At 39.9% G+C, this 24,528-nt stretch carries 20 protein-coding genes; 5 read left to right on the top strand and 15 right to left on the bottom strand.

Translation table 11 applies throughout. From position 1 onward, the window contains the following. The first annotated feature begins 165 nt into the window (after positions 1-165). A complete protein-coding gene (locus tag ACHWSC_RS26135; protein WP_201668480.1) occupies positions 166-699 on the top strand; it encodes an O-acetyl-ADP-ribose deacetylase in 534 nt (177 codons plus the stop codon). A 12-nt stretch (positions 700-711) separates the two neighbouring features. Here ACHWSC_RS26135 and ACHWSC_RS26130 read toward each other — a convergent pair whose 3' ends face one another. Then, entirely contained in the window at positions 712-1,185 is a 474-nt protein-coding gene (locus ACHWSC_RS26130) for a hypothetical protein (protein ID WP_120335973.1), read from the bottom strand. 600 nt (positions 1,186-1,785) lie between these two features. Between ACHWSC_RS26130 and ACHWSC_RS26125 the strand changes: the two genes are divergently transcribed. The 3 genes from ACHWSC_RS26125 to ACHWSC_RS26115 all read left to right on the top strand — a co-directional run bounded on the left by ACHWSC_RS26125 (position 1,786) and on the right by ACHWSC_RS26115 (position 7,812). Next, positions 1,786-2,163 (top strand): hypothetical protein, encoded by a 378-nt coding sequence (locus tag ACHWSC_RS26125; RefSeq protein ID WP_147420974.1) that lies wholly within the window; start codon positions 1,786-1,788, stop codon positions 2,161-2,163. A gap of 107 nt (positions 2,164-2,270) precedes the next feature. Next, positions 2,271-6,668, top strand: coding sequence for a CusA/CzcA family heavy metal efflux RND transporter (locus ACHWSC_RS26120; RefSeq protein ID WP_394678818.1), 4,398 nt, complete (start codon positions 2,271-2,273; stop codon positions 6,666-6,668). Next, positions 6,661-7,812 (top strand): efflux RND transporter periplasmic adaptor subunit, encoded by a 1,152-nt coding sequence (locus ACHWSC_RS26115; protein ID WP_394678817.1) that lies wholly within the window; start codon positions 6,661-6,663, stop codon positions 7,810-7,812. The genes ACHWSC_RS26120 and ACHWSC_RS26115 overlap by 8 nt, the downstream gene beginning before the upstream one ends. A gap of 215 nt (positions 7,813-8,027) precedes the next feature. Here the strand turns inward: ACHWSC_RS26115 and ACHWSC_RS26110 are convergent, their stop codons facing one another. Both ACHWSC_RS26110 and ACHWSC_RS26105 read right to left on the bottom strand, forming a co-directional pair. After that, positions 8,028-8,831 (bottom strand): DNA alkylation repair protein, encoded by an 804-nt coding sequence (locus tag ACHWSC_RS26110; RefSeq protein ID WP_394678816.1) that lies wholly within the window; start codon positions 8,829-8,831, stop codon positions 8,028-8,030. Next, entirely contained in the window at positions 8,828-9,463 is a 636-nt protein-coding gene (locus ACHWSC_RS26105) for a peroxiredoxin-like family protein (protein WP_394678815.1), read from the bottom strand. The genes ACHWSC_RS26110 and ACHWSC_RS26105 overlap by 4 nt, the downstream gene beginning before the upstream one ends. Before the next feature lie 93 nt (positions 9,464-9,556). Here ACHWSC_RS26105 and ACHWSC_RS26100 point away from each other — a divergent pair, with 93 nt between their 5' ends. Then, positions 9,557-9,898: a helix-turn-helix domain-containing protein gene (locus tag ACHWSC_RS26100; protein ID WP_182332154.1), complete on the top strand. Its 342-nt coding sequence runs from the start codon at positions 9,557-9,559 to the stop codon at positions 9,896-9,898. Positions 9,899-9,960: 62 nt separating this feature from the next. Here the strand turns inward: ACHWSC_RS26100 and ACHWSC_RS26095 are convergent, their stop codons facing one another. From ACHWSC_RS26095 to ACHWSC_RS26040, 12 genes are all read right to left on the bottom strand, one after another. After that, entirely contained in the window at positions 9,961-10,587 is a 627-nt protein-coding gene (locus ACHWSC_RS26095) for a trans-aconitate 2-methyltransferase (RefSeq protein WP_120335980.1), read from the bottom strand. 50 nt (positions 10,588-10,637) lie between these two features. Then, entirely contained in the window at positions 10,638-11,495 is an 858-nt protein-coding gene (locus tag ACHWSC_RS26090) for a penicillin-binding transpeptidase domain-containing protein (protein ID WP_394678814.1), read from the bottom strand. A 268-nt stretch (positions 11,496-11,763) separates the two neighbouring features. Continuing rightward, positions 11,764-12,414: an HD domain-containing protein gene (locus ACHWSC_RS26085; RefSeq protein ID WP_120335982.1), complete on the bottom strand. Its 651-nt coding sequence runs from the start codon at positions 12,412-12,414 to the stop codon at positions 11,764-11,766. Between the two features lie 96 nt (positions 12,415-12,510). Beyond that, positions 12,511-13,365: a helix-turn-helix domain-containing protein gene (locus ACHWSC_RS26080; RefSeq protein ID WP_394678813.1), complete on the bottom strand. Its 855-nt coding sequence runs from the start codon at positions 13,363-13,365 to the stop codon at positions 12,511-12,513. A 39-nt stretch (positions 13,366-13,404) separates the two neighbouring features. Further along, positions 13,405-14,925 (bottom strand): phosphoethanolamine--lipid A transferase EptA, encoded by a 1,521-nt coding sequence (gene eptA / locus ACHWSC_RS26075; protein ID WP_394678812.1) that lies wholly within the window; start codon positions 14,923-14,925, stop codon positions 13,405-13,407. Further along, positions 14,912-15,745: a phosphatase PAP2 family protein gene (locus ACHWSC_RS26070; RefSeq protein WP_394678811.1), complete on the bottom strand. Its 834-nt coding sequence runs from the start codon at positions 15,743-15,745 to the stop codon at positions 14,912-14,914. The genes eptA and ACHWSC_RS26070 overlap by 14 nt, the downstream gene beginning before the upstream one ends. Positions 15,746-16,076: 331 nt before the next feature. After that, on the bottom strand, positions 16,077-16,832 hold the full coding sequence (locus ACHWSC_RS26065) for an NAD-dependent epimerase/dehydratase family protein (protein WP_394678810.1): 756 nt from the start codon (positions 16,830-16,832) through the stop codon (positions 16,077-16,079). A gap of 301 nt (positions 16,833-17,133) precedes the next feature. Next, entirely contained in the window at positions 17,134-18,480 is a 1,347-nt protein-coding gene (locus tag ACHWSC_RS26060; protein WP_394678809.1) for a Gfo/Idh/MocA family protein, read from the bottom strand. Positions 18,481-19,620: 1,140 nt separating this feature from the next. Then, entirely contained in the window at positions 19,621-20,067 is a 447-nt protein-coding gene (locus tag ACHWSC_RS26055; RefSeq protein ID WP_120335990.1) for a VOC family protein, read from the bottom strand. 81 nt (positions 20,068-20,148) lie between these two features. After that, positions 20,149-22,482, bottom strand: coding sequence for a TonB-dependent receptor (locus tag ACHWSC_RS26050; protein WP_394678808.1), 2,334 nt, complete (start codon positions 22,480-22,482; stop codon positions 20,149-20,151). Continuing rightward, on the bottom strand, positions 22,415-23,125 hold the full coding sequence (locus ACHWSC_RS26045) for a hypothetical protein (protein ID WP_394678807.1): 711 nt from the start codon (positions 23,123-23,125) through the stop codon (positions 22,415-22,417). Before ACHWSC_RS26045 ends, ACHWSC_RS26050 begins: the two co-directional genes overlap by 68 nt. Before the next feature lie 1,001 nt (positions 23,126-24,126). Continuing rightward, positions 24,127-24,498 carry a DoxX family protein gene (locus tag ACHWSC_RS26040; RefSeq protein ID WP_201668495.1) on the bottom strand — a complete coding sequence of 124 codons (372 nt, stop codon included), beginning with the start codon at positions 24,496-24,498 and terminating at the stop codon, positions 24,127-24,129. Positions 24,499-24,528: the final 30 nt, after the last annotated feature.

The raw sequence follows: 24,528 nt of genomic DNA, 5'->3' as shown, positions 1-24,528 counted from the left end.
CCTTATTATGTAGTTATTTGACTACAAATATAAGTGAAGCTATTTAACTACACAATATTTTATTTCATTTTTTTACCTTGGGCATTAACTTCAATGACTATCCCCCTAATACAGTTATTAGACCTGCTATTTTATTTTTCATATCTTTGAATTAAGATTAATCTTATGTCACATAATACCAATAAAATAACCGTAGTAAAGGGCGATATAACAAAAATTGCAGTCGATGTTATTGTCAATGCAGCCAACACATCGCTACTTGGAGGTGGAGGTGTAGATGGCGCTATTCATCGCGCCGGTGGGCCGGAAATTCTGGAAGGATGCCGTAACATTGTGGCTAAACAAGGAGGCTGCAAGGTAGGTGAAGCGGTCATCACAACTGCAGGCAAGCTAGCCGCTAAATATGTAATTCATACAGTTGGTCCTGTGTGGAATGGAGGGAAAAATCACGAAATTGAAAAATTAGAAAGCTGTTATTTTAATGCGCTCAGATTAGCTGTAGAAAATGGTTGCCATTCGATCGCCTTTCCCAATATCAGTACAGGGATTTACAGATTCCCGAAAGAACTAGCTGCTCAAATATCCATCCGCGTCATTACGCAGTTTCTGATGGCGGATACAACACTTACGCAAGTCAAAATAGTCTGTTTTGACGATGAAAACTTCCGGCTGGTCGATCAGCTAGTAATGCAAGCCTAGGGGAAAATTATCCTAGTCCGCTTCAAATTCCCATATACATTCATAGGAAGGAACAGACTTTTCGATGTGTGGAAATTGCAGTTTTTTGAGCTCCTTAATATTCTCAAAATCTTTATTTAAGAGTAAATATATACCCGCATTCTTACTGATTTCTCCCAATATTTCTGGAGTGATCTCTCTTTCTCGACTGTTGGCAGATATGATCATTTTCACAATTTGCTTTCCTGATGAAGTTATATACTGGTTCAGCTTATAGGGCCCCGGAATACCATCATTTTCATGAGATTGTCCTGCCAATACGTCATTGATATAGATAGCATAGTCTACATTTCTTATTTCATGATAGAGAAAGTATGATTTTACGACCGAGGCTATTCCATTTTGAGATACTTCAGCAACCTCATCATTTCCCCTATCTTCATCCCTATTGTTACACGACATAAACAACACAACACAGTAGACAGCAACGACGATAATTTTTTTCATTTCGTATTTTCTCCTTATTTTTAAAACTGCAGCAATATTCTTTTGACAGCGATTTGGAGCCAATATAACCAACAAGTTAATAACCCTATTTAAGGCCTTAAAACATGAGATTGCGGATGGCTATACAGTTTATTAAGATACAAATTAGTCGGAACAAAAAGGAGGTAAACAAACAGATATGGCCATCTTTTTAAAATTTCTTTATAAGTCGTTAGAATTCACGATTTTTAAAAAAAATAAACACCCTACCAGTATCTGTTTAAAACATTGGTTATCCAATATTTGGGTAACCTTTTTTTTGCAAGAAGCTGTCATGAAGTTCTCTCCCCCATTACGTCATATTGAACAATACCCAAACACAGCTTGAAATATTGTTCGACGGTCATTTAAATACTATAATGCACAAACGACTACAGTCAAACCACAAAAACGCACAAATCAGTAAAACGGCACCCGACAGGCTCACCTAGACTTATACTCGGCCATGCGAAATCGGCTCACTATGACATCGTTTCAAAAAAGCTTCCCTTCCCCGATCGATCTGCATAATAAGTGATAGTTTTGTTGCGAAATTGATTGAACAACTGTATTTTTACAGTGGTGAAAAGATTTTTTCTTTACATATTTCTATTTTTGGTCATTGGAGAATCAACGATGCTGTCCCAGCTGGCGAAACTGCCCAAGCTGTATCAGCATTTTACAATCCATAATGAGATAGGTCCGCCCATAACCTTTGTGGAATTTCTTTCCATGCATTATTGGGGCCAGGATCTGCCTGACAACGATGAGCAGGAAGACATGAAACTGCCCTTCAAAAAATACGATCTAACAGCATTTTCATTTGTCTTTGTGTCCAACCATAAGATTCATTATGTTAGGCCGCATCAAGTCGTAGTGGATAGTGCTTTTGGTTTGCCTAAACCGAATAATTATTCCCGATCGCATATTTCCGCATTATTCCGTCCCCCTCAAGTCTAATTTATATTAAATCAGCATGTTGAAACAACCTGATTTTTCAAGTTGCAGGTCTTTTTTTGTCCCAAAATAAGGTTTGCACGATTTCTTATAATTTAGATTTTACTAAAATGCTTAATAGAATAATACAATTCTCAGTTCGAAACAAACTGGCGATTGGTCTTTTTATATTGGTATGGGTCGGCTATGGCATCTACCAATTGACCAAGTTGCCTATCGATGCCGTACCAGATATTACGAACAATCAAGTTCAAGTTATCACGACTGCGCCCTCTCTTGGTGCCGAAGACGTTGAGCGACTTATCACCTTTCCCGTGGAATTGGCTGTCAGCAATGTTCCCGAAATCAAGGAAAGTCGAAGTATGTCGCGGTTCGGTCTATCTCTAATAACCATCGTATTTGAAGATGGCACCGATATCTACTGGGCTAGACAGCAAGTCACAGAGCGTCTCGCACAAATTGAAATAAACGAAAATGCAAGTGCTCCTACACTCGCTCCCGTTACTACAGGACTTGGTGAAATCTACCAATATGTCCTCAAACCTCAAAAAGGTTATGAACAGACCTATTCGCTGGCAGACTTGCGCACCATTCAGGACTGGACTGTGCGCCGTCAACTTCTCGGAACTCCCGGAGTTGCTGATGTTGCTACATTTGGTGGAGAACTCAAACAATATGAGGTTGCTGTAAACCCATCCAAGCTTAAAGCCTTGAATATCAGCATACGCGACATCTTTACGGCACTCGAAAACAACAACCAGAATACAGGCGGAGCCTATATCGAAAAAGGCCCCGCAGTATTATATATCCGAAGTGTTGGCTTGACAAAATCAATAGCCGACATCAATAAAATTGTGGTCAGAGATAATGGTGGCGTACCGATTCTCATCCATCACGTTGCAGAAGTCAGGTTGGGCTCAGCGATTCGTTATGGCGCACTAACAATGGCAGGACAAGGCGAGGTCTGCGGTGGTATTGTCATGATGCTCAAAGGTGGAAACTCTTCGGATGTGATCAAAATCGTCAAAGATAAAGTTGATCAAATTCAGAAAACACTTCCCAAAGGAGTCCTTATCGAGCCCTTCCTCGACCGCACGAAAATGGTAAACAACGCCATTGGAACCGTAGAACACAATCTCTTGGAAGGAGCTCTCATTGTCATACTGGTTCTTGTGCTGTTCTTAGGCAACCTGAGGGCAGGTTTAATTGTTGCTTCGGTCATCCCGCTATCCCTACTCTTTGCCATCAGCATGATGAACACATTTGGCGTTAGCGGCAACCTAATGAGTTTAGGAGCACTGGACTTTGGTTTAATTGTCGATGGAGCTGTTATCATTGTTGAAGCCATCCTACACCATATTCATTTTTCAAAAAAATATAAGGGCATCGACAGTTTATCCCAACAGGAAATGGACCAGGAAGTGACTTCTTCAGCTTCCAGAATGATGAATGCCGCAGTTTTTGGACAAATTATTATCTTGATCGTCTACTTGCCCATTCTTTCGCTTACTGGAATCGAAGGGAAAATGTTTAAACCGATGGCTCAAACGGTAGCATTCGCTATTTTAGGCGCTTTCATTCTATCTTTGACCTATGTACCAATGATAAGCTCACTGGTGGTGAGCAAAAAGCTCAATCATAAACCCAATATTTCGGATCGGATTATGACCCGTCTCGAACGGGGTTATCAGAATGCACTCACTGGTGCACTTGCTATCCGTAAAATACTCGTTGCCATCACAATTGCACTTTTCGCTATTTCAATCGCTGTATTTTCAAAAATGGGCGGTGAATTTATACCCCAATTGGAGGAAGGTGACTTTGCTGTAGAGACAAGGCTGCTCGTTGGTACCAATCTCTCGACAACGATAAATGCAATTGATCGGGTTTCAGAAGCCTTAAAAAATCGTTATCCTGAAGTTGAAAAAATCGTGTCGCGGATCGGAAGCGCAGAAATACCAACAGATCCAATGCCTATTGAAGGAGGCGATATGATCATTGTCTTAAAACCAAAGTCGGAATGGAAAAATGCTAAATCATTTGTGGAGTTGGCAGGTAAAATGTCGGCAACAGCACAAGAAGTTATGCCCGGGATAACGACAGGCTTTCAATTCCCTGTTCAAATGCGTTTTAATGAATTAATGACGGGCGCAAAACAAGATGTCGTGTGCAAGATTTATGGAGAAGACCTCGATAAATTGGCGAACTATGCGCAGCAATTGGGCGATATTGCAAAGACAGTAAAAGGAACTGCAGACTGGTACATCGAATCAGTCACAGGAATGCCCCAGATTGTCATAGACTACAACCGGGATGAGATAGCAAAATATGGTCTCGATATCGCTTCCATCAATCGTACTGTCAATTCGGCTTTCGCAGGAGCTTCCGCAGGCAAGATCTATGAAGGTGAAAAAAGCTTCGATCTTGTTGTGCGCGTAGGTAATGAAGGTCGCCGTAATATTGAAGATGTCAGGAATCTACAGGTAACGACCGCCAAAGGGATACAGATTCCACTTAGCCAGATTGCACATATTGATGAAATGGAGGGCCCTAATCAGATCCAGCGGGAAAATGCACGGCGCCGTATTATCGTGGGCTTCAATGTCAGGGGGCGTGATGTGCAAAGCATCGTGGAGGAACTGCAGCATAAGGTTGCTGCCCAGCTTAAAATGGATACAGGCTACACATTGACTTATGGTGGTACATTTGAAAATCTGCAACAGGCCAAGGCCCGCCTGAGCATTGCTGTGCCCATTGCTCTGCTATTAATTTTTGGTATGCTTTACTTTGCATTTTCGTCGTTAAAAGATGGCGCCTTAATCTACACTGCAATTCCCCTGTCGGCTATTGGAGGTGTTTTTGCCCTGGCACTTCGGGGGATGCCCTTTAGTATCTCGGCAGGCATTGGTTTCATTGCGCTATTTGGTGTTGCCGTTTTAAATGGCATTGTCTTGATCTCGGAGTTTAACCGTATTAAAAAGGAAGGGATTATTACCGACATGCAGGAACTGATCATGATGGGCACTCGCAATCGTCTCCGACCGGTACTGATGACCGCCGCCGTGGCGTCCTTGGGATTCTTACCAATGGCATTGAGCAATGGTGCAGGTGCTGAAGTGCAACGTCCACTGGCAACGGTTGTTATTGGCGGTTTAATCTCAGCAACATTCCTAACCCTCTTTGTTTTGCCCGCATTATATCTGTTATTTAATAAATCTGACAAAGCCCTTAGCAAACCAAATTCGGCTGTAACCAAAATAGTCCTTTTGGTTCTATTGTCTTGTTCCTTTTTTCAGGACGCTCAGATTTCGGCACAAACGATCACCAGCACACAGCATATATCTTTAGCGCAGGCCATACAGCGGGCAGAGCATAATAGTCCGCGTATCCAACAGCTCAGGATCAATGAACAAGCTAAGGAAAAATTGGCCAAAACCGGATTCGACCCTTCTAAATTAGCTATTTCAGGCGATTACGGTCATGTGAATAGTGCGTATACCGATAATCGCATCGGTATCAGCCAAACGGTTAGTTTTCCTGCTGTTTATAAAAAACAGACAGCAGTCTTACAAAACGAGCTCTCTTTGGCGCGTGAATCTACCAAGTTTAATCTCCTGGAGATTCGAACCGCCGTTAAGAGTCTGTATTTCGATTATCTGGCAATGGGCAAACGAAAGGAGCTCTTGTTACGCGCAGATAGTCTATATCGTATTTTTGAAGCAAAGACAAGCAAACGCTTTGAAGTTGGCGCAGCAAATATCCTGGAGCAAACCGCAGCCCAAACACAGCGTCAAGAAATCAATAATCAATTAAAGCTGCTTCAAAAAGATATGAACATCACCCTGAACAGATTCAATTTCTTATTGCAGGACAGCATTCGTTACATCCCAGCCTCCGACACAATTAAATATCAAGAAGTTATGTCGATCCACCCGGACTTATCCAGTCAGGCTGAAGCACTTCCAGCCTATAAGATTGCGCAACTTCAGACACAGACAGCACATGCTCAATGGCAATTGGAGCGTTCAAAGTTGCTTCCTGAAATTACAATAGGATATAATAGTCAAACGTTGCAGGGGGTACAAACCTTCCGTGGTCAGGAGGTATTGTACCGTTCGTCCGACCGTTTGAGCTACTTCAGCGCCGGCATCAGTGTGCCCCTATTTTTTGGAGCGCAGTCCAATCGAATAAACGCGGCAAAACTCGCTTGGAAAGGTCAGTTGAAAGAACTTGAATACGTAAAAAGTGAATTGAAGACAGAATCAAACAATGCCATCGAGCAGGTTGAGAAGTTTAAAGAAGTACTAAAATACTATGAAGATCGTGGATTAAAGCATGCAGATACAATTTTTGTAACAGCCGACAAGCAATTTGTCAATGGCGAAATAGACTACCTACAATGGGTCATTCTTGTCAACCAAGCCATTGGCATACAAAGCGAATACATCAATACATTAAACAGTTACAATCAAGCAGCCATCCAATTAAGTAAGTTATACAATGAATAAATCGTTAAAAAACACAGTATACAGTTTGATCCTTTTTTCCTTCGTTGCCTGTGCTCAAGGAGAAAACACCGAAAATAACAAGCCTGCGCCCGTGGCAGATTCTACACCTGTAGCGCAAAGTGTTCAACTTGAACCCAAACAGATTGCAGCAGCCGGTATTGTCATCGGACCCCCTACAATCGAAAATGTCAGTGGCAAAATTACATTACAGGGCCATATCGCTGTTGCGCCGGAAAGCACTGTGAGCCTAAGTTTTCCCATTGGTGGCTATATTAAATCGACGACTATGCTCCCTGGAAAACCCGTGCGAAAAGGTCAGGTATTGGCAACTATCGAAGATATGCAGTTTATCCAGCTCCAACAGGACTATTTGACTGCACAGACAAATTATGTGCTCGCCGAAACAGAATATAAAAGACAATACGAGCTCAATCAAAGCAAGGCAAGCAGCGACAAGGTGTTCCAGCAGGCCAAAGCAGATATGGATCGTGAACGTATCCTAATTCACTCATTGGCTGAAAAACTGCGTCTTATCGGAATCGAGCCGAAGAAACTAACGACGACAAGTATCAAAAAAGACGTACCTATATTGTCTCCAACCAATGGTTTTATCACCAAAGTGAATGTCAGTGTTGGAAAATATACTGCCCCCACAGATATTCTATTTGAAATTGTTAATCCATCAGACATGTATCTTTCCCTACAGCTGTTCGAAAAAGATCTGGCTAAAGTCAAGATAGGAAATACCGTTTCTGCATATGCCAATACGGAAGTCGCTCGAAAAATTCCGGCCACAGTCTTTCTTGTCAACCGCACTTTTGATGAAAATAGAATGGCCGAAGTACTATGCCGTTTTCAAAAATCCGATGCTATTTTGATCCCTGGGATGTTCATGAATGCCGATCTTCATATCAATAATACCAAGGCAATGGTTGTACCAGAAGAGGCTATCGTACGTTGGCAAAATAAATATTTTGTATTTGTGCAACATAGCGCTGGTTCATTTCAAATGAATGAGGTAAAATTAGGTATCCAAGAGAACGGAAAACAGCAGATTCAGGCCGATAACATTCAACCGAACACACAATTAGCACTAAAAAATGCTTTCGCGTTACTAATGAAAGCACAGAATAAGGAAGAGTAAAATCATACATATCGAATAAATCATTTCAAGTGATAGCCGCCATTTATCGTCCTTTTAAGAACAATGAATGGCGGCTTTTAATTTCGGATAAGCCGATCATCCATCTAAACTGCTTTAGTTAAAGTACGCAAACTCAGATTTATTGCCGTAAACTGAGGTCAAATGTCGCTCAAGCAGGCGATCATCATTTTTTGTTCGATAATTACCGGACATATTTATTTCAGGATAGTTCGAAGTGCTTTTCGAATGATGTATCGTGTTTCCTTGGTATCACTTTCTTGTTCCCAGCGATTACAAAGTGCCCTAACAAAACCGGGTTGGCTTTTGCTTGCGTCATTCAGCCAATTTCCAACACTATCCTGAACATATTTTGAAGGGTCAGATTTTAGCGGTTCTAAAATAGACAAGGCTAGACTTGGCTCCTGCTTCAAGCGATCGATGTGCTTACACCATACGCCTCTCGGTCGGGTTGCCTCCGAAGCAAAACGTCTCAAATTTTCATCCTTCTCCACCGTCCATAAACTCAGACCGGCAATACTCCTTTCCAAGTCCAAAGCTATCCTATTACGTATCGCCATCCAGCTGATTTCTCGCACCCCAAAATGCCGATCTGCGGCAAAAGGACGCATTGACAACAGTAATTTCTCAATTTCAAGCTGCTTATCATCTCCGACCGTGTAGGTTGCCCAGCAACGCACGAGATCTGCAGTATGATTGGATAGTATTGTCAGGAAGGTATTATCACGATATTGTGTGATCAAATCGAGCAGCGCCCGCCCGATCGTTTCATTGATGGAATTTACCGTCGGTTTCTGTAACTGATCAAGCAGCACCAAGATTGGTTTCAAGTAATGAATGCGCCCATTTTGCTGAAGGATATACTCGAGTAAAAACCGTTGGTCAACAGCGAGCCACTCCATAAGATTTGCAGTTTCAATTTCTCCGCGGTTCAGACTGGCCAGGCAATCTATCGAAATATCCGCTATCCGTCTTGCTCCTTTACGTTGTATATTACTCATAGCTGTGCTATTAACTCTTCGATATTAAGCCTATTCATATAGTTGACATCCATAAATCGATAAGATATCGTATAATCAGGATCGATCACAAAAACAGCAGGGACCGGCAGTCTGTTGCTGTCATTACCATTGTAGGCGGACAAATTGATTCCCAAGCGATCATAGCTTGAAATAGCATAATCCTGAAGTTCAAATGAGATGCCAACACTGATTGCCAAAGTATTATCTTCGTCAAACAACAATTCGAAATCCAAATTGTTGTCCGTCAGAAGTGCTTCGCTAAATTTAGGCACTTGTGGCGAAATTGCAAGAAGAGTGGCTTCAACAGCAGTAAAATGAGTCAAATTCTGTTGTAAAGCTCTTAACTCGAGATTGCAGTAGGGACACCAGCTACCGCGGAAAAAGGCCACAATGACCTTTCCTTTCTTCAGAAGTTTTCCCAGCTCAATTTCTTCACGCTTCGAATTCACCAAACTAAAATCAGGGAACTTGTCCCCTATCTGCAGGCTCTTTTCGGTTAGATCCCCAGACTGTAGATCCTGAATCGATCTGCCAAATATTTCCTTTATTTCGAGAGGAAGAGTTGCTAAATTCGCATTTAATTTAGCAATTTCGTATTCTAAATTTTTCATGATGCTGTATGTTATTTCTGCAAAGTTTTAAAAGTAAATGCACAATCACAATACCGCATTTTATTATCCCTATGGGACAAAAAAGTCAATATTATGCGTATAACAGAGAAAGCAATAAAACAAAAAATATGTCCATTGGAATTTGCCGTCAATGCGATTAGTGGGAAATGGAAAATTCCGATTGTATGGCGTATCAATGAAGGGGAAAAACGCCCAAGTGAAATGCTTCGTGGTATTGCAAAAGTTGATAGACGAGTGCTAAACCAACAATTGGGTGAAATGGTCAATGATGGCATTCTAACCAAACAATCTTTCCATGAGCTTCCTCCAAGAGTGGAGTATTCATTGACCCCCTTAGGGGAAAGTTTAGTAGAAGTACTCTGGAAATTGAATGCTTGGGGAGAACTTTTATTGGAAAATTCCAATAAAAGTTAGCACAAACGGGCAGATTCGATCGACACTGCGATGCTCTATTGCGAGAGAAGTATTCGACCCTGCTATAACAGCTCTTTGCGAAAACTGCAAAACACAAAACGCTGTTTCGTGTCGAAGGGTGTTATATGGTCAATATCTATACATTCAATTTTCCTAAAATATGTCTGGAACAAATCGCTTATCGATTGTGCTGAATATTGTTTAATTGTAATGCCACTGCATTTCGTTGGCCCCTGTTCAGAAAAGGTTCCAACAACCAAAGTACCTCCCATCGCAATTGCTTGGTCTGCGATTTCGATGTAGCGTTCAATCTCTTGGCGAGCGGTCAAAAAATGAAATGTGGCCCGGTCATGCCAAAAATCATATGGTGTATCGGGAACGAAGTCTAAGATATCTGAAACAATCCATTTGACTTTAGTCGCTTGATCCCCTAATCGCTTCTTCGCTCTTTCAATGGCAGCGCTGGAAATATCCAATACAGTAATATCTTCAAATCCTGCTTTTAATAAGAAATCAACCAGGAAACTGTCACCACCACCTATATCAATAATTTTAGCCTTTTTTGGAAGACTAGATTGATTTATAAAATGTAGTGATACTTCTGGGGTAGGCTGATACCAACTAACTGATTCCAACGGCTTATTTTCGTATATCTCTTCCCAATGCTTTTTTCGATTAAAATTTTCCATCTGTCTATTGTCCTGATAAATTTATTGACTGATAACGAACAGCCTTGGTTTTAGGGCAAAATCTTTAGATCCTTAAAAATTTTCCGTGTAATCGCCTTGCGGCAGCTCGAGAAATCAGGGCTGTTGAACTTCCGGTCCTGAATAAGTCGCGTTGCAAAGAAATAAACATTTTCCTTTTGTTCAACATAGCCTATCCACCATCCAGTGTTGATCTGATTAGCCATTGTCCAGCCCGTTTTAGACCGAACCGTATAGTCTGCGTTTTGTTCCGAAATCATAACACCTTTGACAATATCCATATTTCTTTTTGAAAATGGCAAATTTCCATCATAAAGCTTTTTCAAAAATTCAACCTGATTAATTGGTGAGATGCCCATTGGACCAAAATTCCAGAAGTCGGGACCTGATTCGGAAAGGTCCACATTCCCGTAGTTACAAGCTTTGAGATACTTCCGATAGACAGAACGATCAATTTTCTTTGCTAACTCGATAAATGCCCAACCTGCAGACACCGCGAATGCTTCTTTTACACTGATATTTTTATAAATATCCGGTCGGTAGCCATATTTTAAGGTATCTGTTGATCCGGGCCATGGAACGATGCTATTTTCATCTTTGATCGTTTTAGTTTCCAAGGCAATCAACATATTTATAATCTTAAAAGTTGACGCAGGTAATGTTGCAACTTGTGTGTCCGATGTATCGGACAAAATCCAAGCACCTTTATTATTGTCATAAAGTGCAACAGCGCCATTAACATGACACTCATCAAAATATTTTTGAAAGTCAGATCTGACGATCTTCTTGTCAGGATTTCGAGCTTGGGCCAACAAGTCAAACGAAATCACCGTCATTGTTATAAACAAAATCGATTTGAAGACCATCTGATAAATATTATTTAAAACCATACGTTGATACCATTAATAAGCCATTATACAAATTGAAACTTGAAAACTATACTAGATCCTTTATAAAGTTAAGACATAAATTCAACGAATTTCAAATATCCAATACATGATATACATACAAGATGTACTTTAGCTCGGTTAGAAGTCAGTCGTCGATTATTGGGATAGTATTGAATAGGAGAAAATAGCGCGGGACTATCGCTAAAGCAAGATAGTCCCGAAAGCTATGTGATCCGAACCTGTTATTCAAACCTCGGGATTAGACTTACTATTCAGACCAAGGCGAATGAAGAATACAATCGCAAAAGTTCTTTCGCTCAAAATTAGGGATCATAAAAGCGCACACATCTGCCTTTATATTGCCAAATGTGGTTTCTGTCTTATGCTCAAAACCTTCGAAAAAAGTCGGGATAATTTTCTTTTTAAAATTATCCCTTGGAAAGGCTTGAACAATCTCTTCTCTATTTTTGGCACTTAAATGCGCATAGCCATCCCCCATCACATCAAGCCCAACGCCCGAGTACATCAGGGCAACTTCATTTTCTTTGTGTTCAGCAATTCCTATGCTTGTATGGAGTGCTATGGTATCCCATACGAGCTGTAGTTTCGTCGACTCTACACCATGGCTTTTTAGAAAGTCTCGGGCGGCGTTCGCGCCATCCACTTCAAAACGAAGATCTGCACTGCTGTAATGCGATACTAAGCCCAAATCATGAAATACGGAAGCTACATACAACAATTCACTGTCGTAGACCAAATTTTTGCGTTTTGCATTCAAAGATGAAAATAGGAAGACACGCAACGAATGGTTGTAGATAAATTCAGTACCATGTTCCAATAGTAATGCTGTCGCTTGCGTTGCGATTTTACTGTCCGGAATAACAATTCCGGCCACTTTTTTTAAATGATTTACTGCCATAACTTTAAGATATTTAGGACAAAGTTATGATGGCAACAGCCCCATAGGAATAGCAATAAGTACGTTTGAAATGTCAAAATTTACCGTGTGCAATTTTCAATCTGCATCGACAAATTGATTACGGTAGTTCAGGGGAGACACTTTTGTATTCTTTTTAAAAAAATGACTAAATTGTTCTGCCGAATTAAAATGAAGTGCATAGGCGATTTCTTTCACTGTTATCGCACTAAACTGCAGCAATCGTTTCGCTTCTGCTATGAGCTGCCCATTAATGATCTCCTTCGCCTTAATCCCGCTACATCGTTTACAAAGTTCGCTTAATCTTCGTGCTGAAATATGAAGCATTTTGGCATAATCCGACACGGCATGATATTGATCAAACTGTGCACTGAGCATCTCCATAAATTTTCGATACAAGATGTAATCCTGACTATCGAACGTTGCTTCCGCGGTCAGTTTAACGTTCGCAAGTTTAATCATAATAATTTTCAAAAACGCCGCAAGAGCATCCATCTGATTGATATACTGGGGACCACAATATTCTGACAACAGTGCATTGAATAGAAATAACAGCTCCACTACTTCGGTAGTATTAGGCTTCAGATATGGATTTGCATTGGTGTTATTGAACAATACAGCTTTACAGTTACTTGCGCTCGGAGGTGTCTTTTGCCAAAAACAATCTCCAAAGGAAATAGAAAAACCCATTACCGAAGTCTGATCTGAAAAAGCATAGATCTGTCCCTTGGATAAGAGAAAAATGCTATTGTCATGTAGCTCAAATACATTATTATCAATAGAAAGATAGCCGGCACCGGTTTCGACAAAAAAAATACGATGATAGGTCAGTCTATTAAATGTTTCATGATCGTTAAGGTGGTAATCTATCCGTTTTATAGAAAAAGAATCATCTATTACAGGTTCAATTATAATCTTCTTAGCTGATTTCATACTATAAAATCAATAAACCTTGACAATATCTATTGCTCCCTATTTGAAAATATCCATATTCTCATCATAGATAGGGCTCTTCATATCCAGAAATTTCAGCACACTATGAAATACATGATTTTGGGTCAAGGTTTTATTTGGTTTCAACTGTTTTGAATGATCAGACACCCAGACGATAAAAGGAATCTCGTATTGCTCTTTTGGTGCAATGCTCATCGGCAGTCCGTGCATATACAGGTTATTTTCACCCAGTGATTCTCCATGATCCGAGACGAACAACATGGCACTGTTATATTCCTTCAATTGTTTTAGATCCTCAATCAGATTATGCAAAATATAATCTGTATAAACCACGGTGTTATCATAAGCATTTATCAATTCTTCTTTAGAACAGTTCCCTAACTCAACACTATTGCAGACCGGCTTAAACTGCTCGAATTGAGCGGGATATTTCTTGCTATATGTTGGTCCATGGCTTGTACTTGTGTGGAGCACAACAAAAATCTTGTCTTTTTTACTGGATGATATCCGCTCCTTTAGACCTGTTAAAAGTACCTCATCGTAAGCACATCCTTCACCTTTACAGTTTGTAGCAAGTTGATCATTTGTTTCATATTCTTTAATATGTACAGGTGGCTCCCCCCAATTACTCGTTCGCCAGATCACATCGACATCATTTCTGTAAAGGTAATTTGGCAGGATTTCGTACAAATCATCCGTATTTTTATGTTCCAATATACATTTTACTCCAGCTGTCGTATAGGTAGAGCAAGAAGTTGCGTCAAAATGATAAAGATTGGGTGTCTTGGAAAGCAGAGGATTTGTATTCTTCTGGTAGCCATACAACGAAAAATTATCCCTTCGAGCAGATTCACCTATAACAAGTACAACTACTGTCTTTTTGTGGTCAGTTATCGTCGCATCCGGCAATAAAATCTCTTTCTTATTTTTTTGGTATTCATGAATATAAAAGCGTGAAATATTGACGGTATAAGACCAAGGCATGGCAAGTGCACCCAAAGTCTTCGAATTCTTATCGATCCACAACCAATTACTCGCATTAGCAAATATTAAAATAACGATAAATAATAACGAAAGTGAGGAAGTGATAAAAAACTTCCTTGGTTTATCCTTTACTATTTTAGCTTTAATGATGAAGATACTGGGTATAATACCGAGAAACACGAGATAGACGATCAGTTTCAGAGAAAAGAAACCGCTGGACTCGGAATATCGGGTATTCAAGATATTACCGATCATTGTTTCATCCAAAATAACGCTATATGTGTTAACAAAATAAACGGCGACTGAATTGATCAGAAAAAACAAAACAAGTATGGATTTCCCGAAGCGCCGTGACGCCGAAAAAAACAGATAAAGTACAAAAGCATTCATCACCAGCATCAGAACCATTAAACTACCGATCAGAACAATACCCCCAAAGCTCCTGTAATCAACATTATTAAAAACAAAAGTATAAAATGGAAAATGGAAGAATATAAAATTCAACACACTCATGAAAAGGACAAAATGAACTAATTTTAAGCTATTTTTTAGCATAAACGGTAATGATTTTATAAAGTGTACTAATTAAGCAGATAAATGTAAAATAAAATATTAGCAAATTATCATTAATTATTCTATTGATCAATACAATACTGAAAACGAGGAACAATAATATGAAAATTGGATAATACCTTTTGTTGTTGATCCAGTTCCATATTTTAAATTCCCTGCTAAAAAAAATTCCGAACAGCCCCGAAAGATATCCTATAATACAGCCACTGAGCACGTCTAATGGATAGTGTGCCCCCAATGCGACACGAGATAAAGCAAGCATTAACCCAATAAATGTTAAACCTAAAAACCACATTATTTTATAACTCAATCGTTGCGGCATAAAAGCAAACATGATAACGGTCAAGGTTGTAAATATCGTGATGGAATGGCCAGAAGGCAAGCTATTATTCCCCAGAAGCATCTTACCGGTAATCAAAAAACTAGTATGATTAAATACTGCTGCGGGTCGTGGCACAGCAAATAGTACCTTTAAAAGGATCGAAAAGAAAGCAGAAATTAGAGATGCTGATATTAATGCCTCCCATAATTTAGGACCATAGCACAGAAAGACACTCAAAAGCGAGAGACTGATTAAACAATCTCCAAACTGTGTAAAATTGGACTCAAGATTTGGATATTGCCCCAGATAAGCATTTATCGCGAAAAAACTACTCTTCTGAATGACGGTATAGCCATATACATTCAATGCATGATTAAAATATAGAAATAGAATGAGCAGAGCTAACAGAATTATAGGTAGAAAGAACAACGATTTTCTAAGCCTAGCATAATTATGGATTATCGTCGAATTAATATTCATCTCGCACGCGTCTTTTTAAACGCGTAAAGAACGGAACGAATTCTGTAGAAATTTAGAATTTACAAATGCAGCGTAGGTTTTCTTATTCCGTGCCCATTATTGATTCACTTGCCCTTCAAAAAAAGCTTTATCATAAAAGAAAACCGATATTCAACGTATTTTGCTTCATCTCAGACCACAAGGCTGAAGATCGGTTTCCTTATCTTACAGTTTTCCCAGCAGCTGTGAAAAAGCGCTGATGACCAAAGTTGGCTCCTCAAGCATAATATTATGACCAGATGCGGTTGTCGTCAGGTGAACAAAGTCGCTTGTATTCTCATTTATGCATAGGTTAAAACTTGTCTTGTTGAATCTGATCAATTCCCTGCGCGTAAGAAGTAACCTCGAATTCAGGAAATCTATTTCTAAACTTTGAATCATCAAATAGATTATTGTGTTCGTATCGTGGAAGAAGTTCCAAAAGCTCCTTTAGCCGTTTATTGAACAAAGCCCCTATTTTAAAGATAAATTTGGGAACTACAGTATATTTGAACTCCTTACCGTAAATGTCTGCTGCCATTCTGATAAACTCCTGGTAAGTCGGGTGCGCTTTATCCACGGGCAAATGCCAGATCTGTCCATAGGCATCGGGTGTATTTCCGATAAGTGCAGTTGCTCGGCTTGCGTCGGGAGTCCAAATCAGACTTCGTTTCTTATCAACACGTAAAGGCACTTTCAGTTTTTTATCCGCTTTAATATTATCAAAAATTAGGGTATTGGTAATGCTTTGTGTTTTACCAGGACCATAGAATTCAGGTGCTCGACAAATAACGGCTTCAAGCTGGCCCGACGCTATCTCAGCAAGTACCATTTCAGCCATGTTCCGCCGCACTTTCCCCTTTCTTCCGACAGGAGCAAAGGTACTTTCCTCCGTCAAAACACGATCGTCTTGGGGATACATATATGTATTATCAAAAAAGACAAGCTTAGTACCGTTGATCTTGCAGGCATCAATTACATGATGAAGAATAGCAGGAAATTGTTCCTCCCATAGATCCGAACTTATGGGAAGCCCTAACGTGAAATAGGCGATATCACTCCCCTTCACGGCCTCGATTGCCTGTTCACGGATCGATAGATCCGCGGAAAAAACTTGGTCAGTATCATTTACTTTTTTGCGTTTCGACTGACAATGCGGATAGCAGAAGTAAAATTTCGCTTTAGCTCGCGCGCCAGTTCTTCTCCAATTTGTCCATTGGCACCCAATATCGTCTGCATAATATTCCTTTTTCTATGTTATGACCACCTGATACCAATATATTGATATTTATTCAATTTACCGCACCGTTGCGGTTCAATACCGAATAACACCCGAGCTCAACTTTTCTCAGCGCCCATGACCTATAGTATTAAGGATGTTGCCAGGGACTGCGATACGGTCTTTGCAGTAATTGAGTTGCTTCAGGATCATCGACACATATTTTTTGTATTGGATCATAAATTAAGGGGCGATTCAACTGCATCGACAAATTCGCCAGAATGCAGCTTGCGGTGGATATATAGCCCTCTTCAATATCCGCTACAGGAAGATGATTATTTTCAATTGCCGATAAAAGGTCTAGCATATGTTGTCTAGTTGCAGGCGCTGTATGTAGCTCGATTCGATGCTCCGTCAAATCTTTGGGGAACTTCTCTTTTTCTAAGATAACATCCTGTCGGATGGGCTTGCCTTCTCCGATTGGAATAAATTCATATTTCATCACACTTCCCTTTAAGGTACCCTTGTCACCATATATCACAAATGCCCAGGGGTATTCAGGGTCTGCTGCTGCCCCCCATGTCCTATGCTGCCAGACACAATTAAGATCTTCGTATTCAAATAAGGCTGTCTGCGTATCCGCGATCGTCGATTTCCCTCCTTTTTGCACATAAATGCCACCTTTCGCATTCACGCTTTTGGGCCATTTAAGCTGCAGAAGCCAACGCACAGTATCAAACATATGCATTCCCATATCCCCTGTTATTCCATTCCCATAGGCCATAAAAGTTCGCCACCAGCCACCATGAGGCAAACCATCATAAGCCCGCAAAGGTGCTGGTCCGGTCCAAAGTTCATAATCCAGGAAATCTGGAACCGGCTCAATCGGTGGATTGCCGTTCTTTCGCATATGATAATAGCAGCACATTTCCACATGCGAAATCTTACCAAGTAAGCCACTATCGATCACTCGCTTCTTGGCGTCAATGAGATGGGCTGTACTTCTCCGTTGTGTTCCCACTTGAACTTTCCGATTATATTTTCTTGCCGCACGCCATATAGCATCCCCCTCAAGCACATCAACACTGATCGGTTTCTGCAAATAGAGGTGGGCACCCGAACGCATCGCATCAATTGCCTGTCTGGCGTGCCAGTGATCTGGTGTTCCAATGAGAATTAGATCGAATTTATGACTGGCGAGCATTTCCCTATAATCTTTATACAATTTTGGAACTTTTTTTGAAATTTGACGCTCACTAACCAGCCGCCCAGCTTCCTGCAGCTGATTGTCGTCGACGTCGCATATGGCGATGACATCGACATCCCGAACCTGAATCAAACGGAATAAATCACTTTTCCCATACCAACCTGCACCAATCAATCCGACCCGAAAATTTTTAATCGTATCACGAAATGAAAGCCCCTTAACTTCTAAGGCTGATAAAGTTAAAACTGCCCCCGCTCCTTGAATAAATTTTCTCCGATTTAGATTGACCATAGCGATAATTCATTGGTTTATTGCCTAATATAATAAAAAACAAACGATAAATCAACCTGTTTTAAGCAGCAAAATACGTGACAAGCAAAAGAACCTACCTACAGGAACAAGACCTGCACTTTAAGATCAACAAGTAGCACATCATTTTTTTCATTTAAGCTAAAATAGCGTAAATTCATATCGAGCTAAACAATTAAGACATGAAAAGAGAAATGGTATTTAAAGGCGGCAGTACTGGGTTCAGGACTTGGAGCTGTACTTTTTGGTCTTACTGCACTAAGAACCCGCAATATTGCACTATCTATAGGACTACACTTCGGATGGAACCTAACCCATTGGGCTTTGGGGTTTAAAAATAATACAGGGTTATGGATAGAAAATGTTTCAATGGGCAGTGAACATCAGTCTGAAAACATCGCGTTTATTACCTATACTATCCTAATGCTTTTAAGTAGTTTGATCGTCTATACGCTATCAAAAAAAACATCGTTTCAAGGGAACAATATGAGCCAGATCCGTTAATCCCAAAATCGATGCGCAAGGTACCAGCACAAGCTTTTTCCAACATACAATCCCTTTTTCATATCGACTATCCTGTAGACACGAAGCTACAACAATCAGACTCACTGCAAGTTCCAAAAATAAAGGCACGGCTTTTGTAAACTACTAAGTAAAAAAAAGTATTATGAGAAGAACGCCTTACACCACATCTGTTATTATATTGCTCGTCCTATGTGTGATTGTACTAATGACCACGTGTTCAAAAATTGCCTAAATTACTTCCAGCTTGGGCAAAATTGTAAAACCAGTCATGAATGTAGTGACGAGTTCATCCTTGAAAATAGAGTCTAAAAAATAGATTCTTAGGCCTTCCTCATGGCTTTCATCAAGCAGATAAATTTCACTTTATTGATCAGGAAAGAACACAATCCGAACAGATTGTGCTAAACTTCGTTATTCCCACAGGTATAATTACAAAAAAGCCCTAGAGCGGGGAACTCTAGGGTCTTAGCCATATATTAACCTATTTTATGAAAAGTATTTGTATCAATAACGTCTTAGTTTTCTATTTATTTTGTACAACATAGAAATTTCTTAAATTTTCTTTTTTCGCACAAAGATTCGATTCAATCATTTACCCTATAGAGGTTGGGCTAAACCAATCAATAATCCCTCTACTCCTCTTAGATAACAAAGGCGATAAGCATTTTCGTATTGTACCACCTCCCCTACGAGGACAGCGCCATGATTGCCAATTAGCCTCCGCAGTACATCATCTATATCTTCAACGGTAAACATTGCCCGCAAATAGCCCAAGGCATTGACCGGAGCATTTCTATGATCTGCAATTATCGCAGGATCAATAAATCTTGAAAGTTCCAATCGGCTATGTCCATCTGGTGTCACCATCATGGCGATCTCGACATGCTGCGCACCAAGACCAGTCACTCTACCTGCCCATTCACCTTCAATCTGTGCTCGCCCTTCCAGATATAAACCAAGTTCTGAAAAAAAGGAAATCGCGTTGTCCAATGACTCCACCACGATACCCATATTATCCATTCGAAGTAACTTACTCTTTTCCATAATACGTTATTATTTATAAGGAGTTATAATCCCTATTAAAGATACAAAGGAAAATTTTAAAGCGATCATCGCTCCCAGTCTTTAGAATTTATAACTCAGGCCTCCTTTTACCATAAAAGGCGTTCCAGGTGTGAAATGCAATTCAGAAACGGGCTGCTGTTCATTTCTTAATCGAGTTTCGGTCTCGAACTGTGCTTCATTCCATTTGGTGTCAAATAAGTTTTGGATCTGCACCAAAAAATTCCATTTTCCCATGCCATAGTTTAGCAGGAGGTCATTGACAAAATAACCTTTAGCACGTACCGAATTATCTTCTATCGCTGGTTTTGTATTCATATAACGATAGCGTAAATTGGCCGAAATGCCAAGTGGTAACTTCACAGATACCCCTCCTGTACTTGTTAAAGAAGGCACCAGCGGGATATAGTTTTCGCCTTTAGGTTCGTCAATCGCCCGCGCGTAAGCATAATTTATGTCGCCGTCAAAATATAACCAAGGGGTAGCTTGATAGCGTAAACTCAAATCTGCCCCCAGACGTTTCGTTTTCCCCGAAGGCTCCACGACAGCTTCATCCCCCACATACACAAATTCTTGCTGAAGGTACAACCCCCATAAAGCAGGCTGAATAAAGAGGTTATCAGTTGGCTTCCAGATCAAGCCAAGATCTGCACCATAGGAAATGGGCATAATATCTTTTCCATTTTGTTCCATCACCACGCGGATATCGTTGGAATGAAATCCCATACCCGTTTTCAAATATAATTGTGCGCGATGATTGAACGTATATCCAAAGTTAAGCTTTGGACTGACCCTTGTAGCGGAAGCCTCTTGTCCAGCGGGATCACTTTTCAGTTTATCATGCAAGTTGAAAATCAAATGATCGACACGTATTGCAGGATTAATAGTCCATTTACCAATACGCCAATCCAAATTACTATAGGCATGCAGATTCATTTCTACGCCCGAAATATGCGAAAGCCGATCCAATAATTCGTCGCGCTGATAAACATGGTTCAGTTGAAGATCCTTGATATCGTCCACTCGAAGCCCAAAACCGGATGTCCAAGAAAGTTGACTATGATCAAACTGAAATTGGCGATTGTATTTGTTTTCAATCCCGTACAGGTATCGATCATCAACCTGTTCTATCTCATCGCCATGAATGGGATCTTTCAGAAAAAAAGTGAAATCGGAAAACAACTGAAATTTATAGCGCGACAAGTAAACATTGCTTTCCCAGCTTTCCTGATCATTAATCAGTGCACGGTATTGCATCGCTAAATTCATGCGGGATGTATTTCCGCCTTCCGTAGAATCGATCGACCCCCAACGGCTAATCAGTCCCTGCCGAACGGCCCGCTCCGGAATCTGACCCGATGCATTCCAACCCGAACTGAATATGGACCCCTGGAGATTGATATAATGTTTCTCATCGATCCACTGATTATACTTCGCAAATAGATTGACACGACTAAAATTTTGCTTGATGTCAAAAGGACCATTTGAATAATTGAACTCACCTGCGGCATAGGCATACTTATTCTGCTCATGGTTATTCACCAGATTAAGCATGGCTACCGTACGCCATGAGTCAAAAGAACCTCCTTCAACCTTAAAAAGATTATGATCCAAATGATCCAAGGTTGTAAAATTAACATAACCCGATGTGTTCAAATCACCTTTATCTGCATAATAGGCCCCCTTGCCAAAATCAATATCTTTAACCGTTTCTGGAATAATAAAATGGAGATCTGCGTATCCCTGACCGTGCGCATGGGAGACCATATTAACTGGAATACCATCTGCAGTAATGGCAATATCTGTACCGTGGTCATTATCAAATCCACGCAAAAATATCTGCTCAGCCTTTCCACCGCCGGCATGCTGTGCTATAAAGAGCCCAGGAACTTTCCGCAATAGATCTTGTGCCGAATTAACAGGAATCTTACTTAAATCAACTTTGCTCAATGTTTTACTGCTATTGAATGCATCTACCTGAATTTGACTCAACTGCACTTCATTTTTTTGCATTTCGATTTCAATAGGAGACTTCGCTTCTTTTAGGATGTACATCTGATCGAGATAGCCTATCCGGCTCAATAACAAGGTATCCGGAAATGTTCCCGGCTGTACCGAAAAAGTACCATTCGACGCCGTATGACTATGCTTTATTCCCCGTTGATAACGTATATTGACTTCTTCTAATTGCTGTTTACTATCCTTATCTTTTACCGTTCCCTGAATTACGTGTTGCTGTGCGTAACTGTGGGTAGCAGCCAGCAAGCCTATAAAAAAGGTGATTTGACGTTTGTTTATATTTTGACGTTTGTTCATAATATTAAAAAAATTACCATCCCAGAAATAACATCCCCGCACCGCAAATTGACAGGACTGCGCCACTAATGGCGTGTACATATCGATCAAGTTTTTCGGTATTGAGCAAGTTATAACCATAAATTCCCAACAAGACCATTCCGACCATGGTTACCACCGTCGTAATGGTAAAAGTGCTAATCAGCGTAATGACCTCCGTCATTGAGCGGTGTGCACCTGAAAAAAATAAAAGAGGTATCAATGGTTCCGATGGTCCCATGACGAAAATTGCAAATAATACCAAAGGCGTTACCTTTGTTTTTTGATGATGGTGATGATGCCCTGATGCGCTTTTCCCATGGGTATGTTCATGCACATAAACTTCATCACCCATTACATCAAAATGCTTATGGGAATGCTTCTTTGATATTTTCCAGATCCCGTAAATCAAATATCCAAGTCCAAAAATAAATAGTGCCCAACTTGAAACATTGCCACGCACGTCCTGTAACCAGCTGATTTTATTGAGCTGCCATCCGAGATAAACGCCAATAATCCCTAGTATGACCGAACTGAAAACATGTCCGAGTCCACATATAATTGTCCATAATATAGTTTTTCCCAACGACCATTTTTTCGATTTGGACAATACAATAAAGGGCAGATAATGGTCTGGCCCCGATGCAGTATGAAAAAAACTGATCGTAATAGCTGTAATAGCTAATGCATAAAGTGTTGTGTTCATATAAATGATTTAATAGCAAAGCAGATGATTAAGCTGCTTTCTTCAAGCAATGATTTGTTACATAGGTTATATAGTCGTGTATTGACTCAACCAATGATATTCACCAAAAGAAAAAGGGGATTAACCGAAAATTTTAAAGGAATGGTATAGGATACACTTGTCTGGCAGTCTGTTAGACAAATATTTATTTTGGAGTTCATAAAAACTATGCCACGACTTCTTATCCGTAAATAGCAAGAAAATAGGCAGAATCAGTCCCAAGGCACAGAGCCGAACGGCATATGCTAAATGTTGATCATAACTCAATTCGAATGAGCATTCTTCGATCGATCCGAGATAGAAATCGAAATGGGATTGTGATGAAGCTATTGACGGTTTTGACTCGTTTTTATAGGCAGCATGTGAAAAGACATCCTTGTTTATTTTACCTGTAATAAACATACAGAAAAAAACAATGGGCAATAACATTAAAAGATGTCTTATATACCTATACATAGCATGTCGCATCCCTATGGGATTGATGGATCAAATTTATTATAAGTTTGCCCTTTCAGAGTAGCACAAATCTTGAATTTTATAGCCTTTTTATAACCTAGCAAAAAAAACAGGCAGCTAAATAAACAAGATAAAAACTTCATTTAAACCAACAAATAGGCAATATAAGATAAAAAACAAGATTTATATGTATAAATCAACAGGTTTAAATTAGCACAAATCACGATTTTTTTATCCTATCCTATTATTCATTTATTTTGCGGCTATCGGCCATAAATAAACAAGGATAGTCCAGACTATTTATAATGAAAGTATGTAATAACAGCATATGAATCCAATAACATCACAGGAAACCGGCTCGCCATGCCGCTTATCGTTCAATTTCATTAGGATAGCCTCTGTATCTTAAGCTCCAGTTTCATCGGAATAAACACACGATCATCAGAAAATTAATCTACATAAATGAGCTAAATTTTCTGACGATCATGCTTAAGCGGATGCAGGAGTTAAAGTATAATTTTAAAGTTTTTGTCTGTGGCCAGCAGCAAAATACTGAGTATGCACATAAGCAATGAGTTGTAGAAATGATGGTACTCCTGATGTGCCATATGCGCCGTAAATGCTGCTACTGCAAAGGGGAACAATACAAGTACTGCCCCATTCTTAAATTGCGGGTTATACAAACCTATTAAGAGTAATACCACTCCCATAAGCTCTCCTATTCCAATAATGACCGTCCAAGTCTTATTAAAACCCAGAGACTGCATGCTTTGCATCATGGAGCCTTTCTGAAACACTTTAAACAATGATGCATAACCAAATACATAAAGGTAGTATGCATAGCTCAACCAATGAGCGACTGATTTAATCATTTCCATTTTATACTTTTTGTTTTCCTACAAATTTCT

Source organism: uncultured Sphingobacterium sp. (genome assembly GCF_964277905.1).
GTDB classification, from domain to species: domain Bacteria; phylum Bacteroidota; class Bacteroidia; order Sphingobacteriales; family Sphingobacteriaceae; genus Sphingobacterium; species Sphingobacterium siyangense.
This window is presented reverse-complemented; position numbering and strand designations above follow the sequence as displayed.

Excerpts from the sequence above, each read along its gene's own strand:
- ACHWSC_RS26095 (WP_120335980.1), bottom strand. The coding sequence starts at position 10,587 with ATGGAAAATTTTAATCGAAAAAAGCATTGGGAAGAGATATACGAAAAT.
- ACHWSC_RS26085 (WP_120335982.1), bottom strand. The coding sequence starts at position 12,414 with ATGGCAGTAAATCATTTAAAAAAAGTGGCCGGAATTGTTATTCCGGAC.
- ACHWSC_RS26090 (WP_394678814.1), bottom strand. The coding sequence starts at position 11,495 with ATGGTTTTAAATAATATTTATCAGATGGTCTTCAAATCGATTTTGTTT.
- ACHWSC_RS26135 (WP_201668480.1), top strand. The coding sequence starts at position 166 with ATGTCACATAATACCAATAAAATAACCGTAGTAAAGGGCGATATAACA.
- eptA (WP_394678812.1), bottom strand. The coding sequence starts at position 14,925 with ATGCTAAAAAATAGCTTAAAATTAGTTCATTTTGTCCTTTTCATGAGT.
- ACHWSC_RS26120 (WP_394678818.1), top strand. The coding sequence starts at position 2,271 with ATGCTTAATAGAATAATACAATTCTCAGTTCGAAACAAACTGGCGATT.
- ACHWSC_RS26050 (WP_394678808.1), bottom strand. The coding sequence starts at position 22,482 with ATGTACACGCCATTAGTGGCGCAGTCCTGTCAATTTGCGGTGCGGGGA.
- ACHWSC_RS26055 (WP_120335990.1), bottom strand. The coding sequence starts at position 20,067 with ATGGAAAAGAGTAAGTTACTTCGAATGGATAATATGGGTATCGTGGTG.
- ACHWSC_RS26105 (WP_394678815.1), bottom strand. The coding sequence starts at position 9,463 with ATGAAAAATTTAGAATACGAAATTGCTAAATTAAATGCGAATTTAGCA.
- ACHWSC_RS26070 (WP_394678811.1), bottom strand. The coding sequence starts at position 15,745 with ATGAATATTAATTCGACGATAATCCATAATTATGCTAGGCTTAGAAAA.
- ACHWSC_RS26040 (WP_201668495.1), bottom strand. The coding sequence starts at position 24,498 with ATGGAAATGATTAAATCAGTCGCTCATTGGTTGAGCTATGCATACTAC.
- ACHWSC_RS26060 (WP_394678809.1), bottom strand. The coding sequence starts at position 18,480 with ATGGTCAATCTAAATCGGAGAAAATTTATTCAAGGAGCGGGGGCAGTT.
- ACHWSC_RS26110 (WP_394678816.1), bottom strand. The coding sequence starts at position 8,831 with ATGAGTAATATACAACGTAAAGGAGCAAGACGGATAGCGGATATTTCG.
- ACHWSC_RS26100 (WP_182332154.1), top strand. The coding sequence starts at position 9,557 with ATGCGTATAACAGAGAAAGCAATAAAACAAAAAATATGTCCATTGGAA.
- ACHWSC_RS26115 (WP_394678817.1), top strand. The coding sequence starts at position 6,661 with ATGAATAAATCGTTAAAAAACACAGTATACAGTTTGATCCTTTTTTCC.
- ACHWSC_RS26045 (WP_394678807.1), bottom strand. The coding sequence starts at position 23,125 with ATGAACACAACACTTTATGCATTAGCTATTACAGCTATTACGATCAGT.
- ACHWSC_RS26130 (WP_120335973.1), bottom strand. The coding sequence starts at position 1,185 with ATGAAAAAAATTATCGTCGTTGCTGTCTACTGTGTTGTGTTGTTTATG.
- ACHWSC_RS26080 (WP_394678813.1), bottom strand. The coding sequence starts at position 13,365 with ATGAAATCAGCTAAGAAGATTATAATTGAACCTGTAATAGATGATTCT.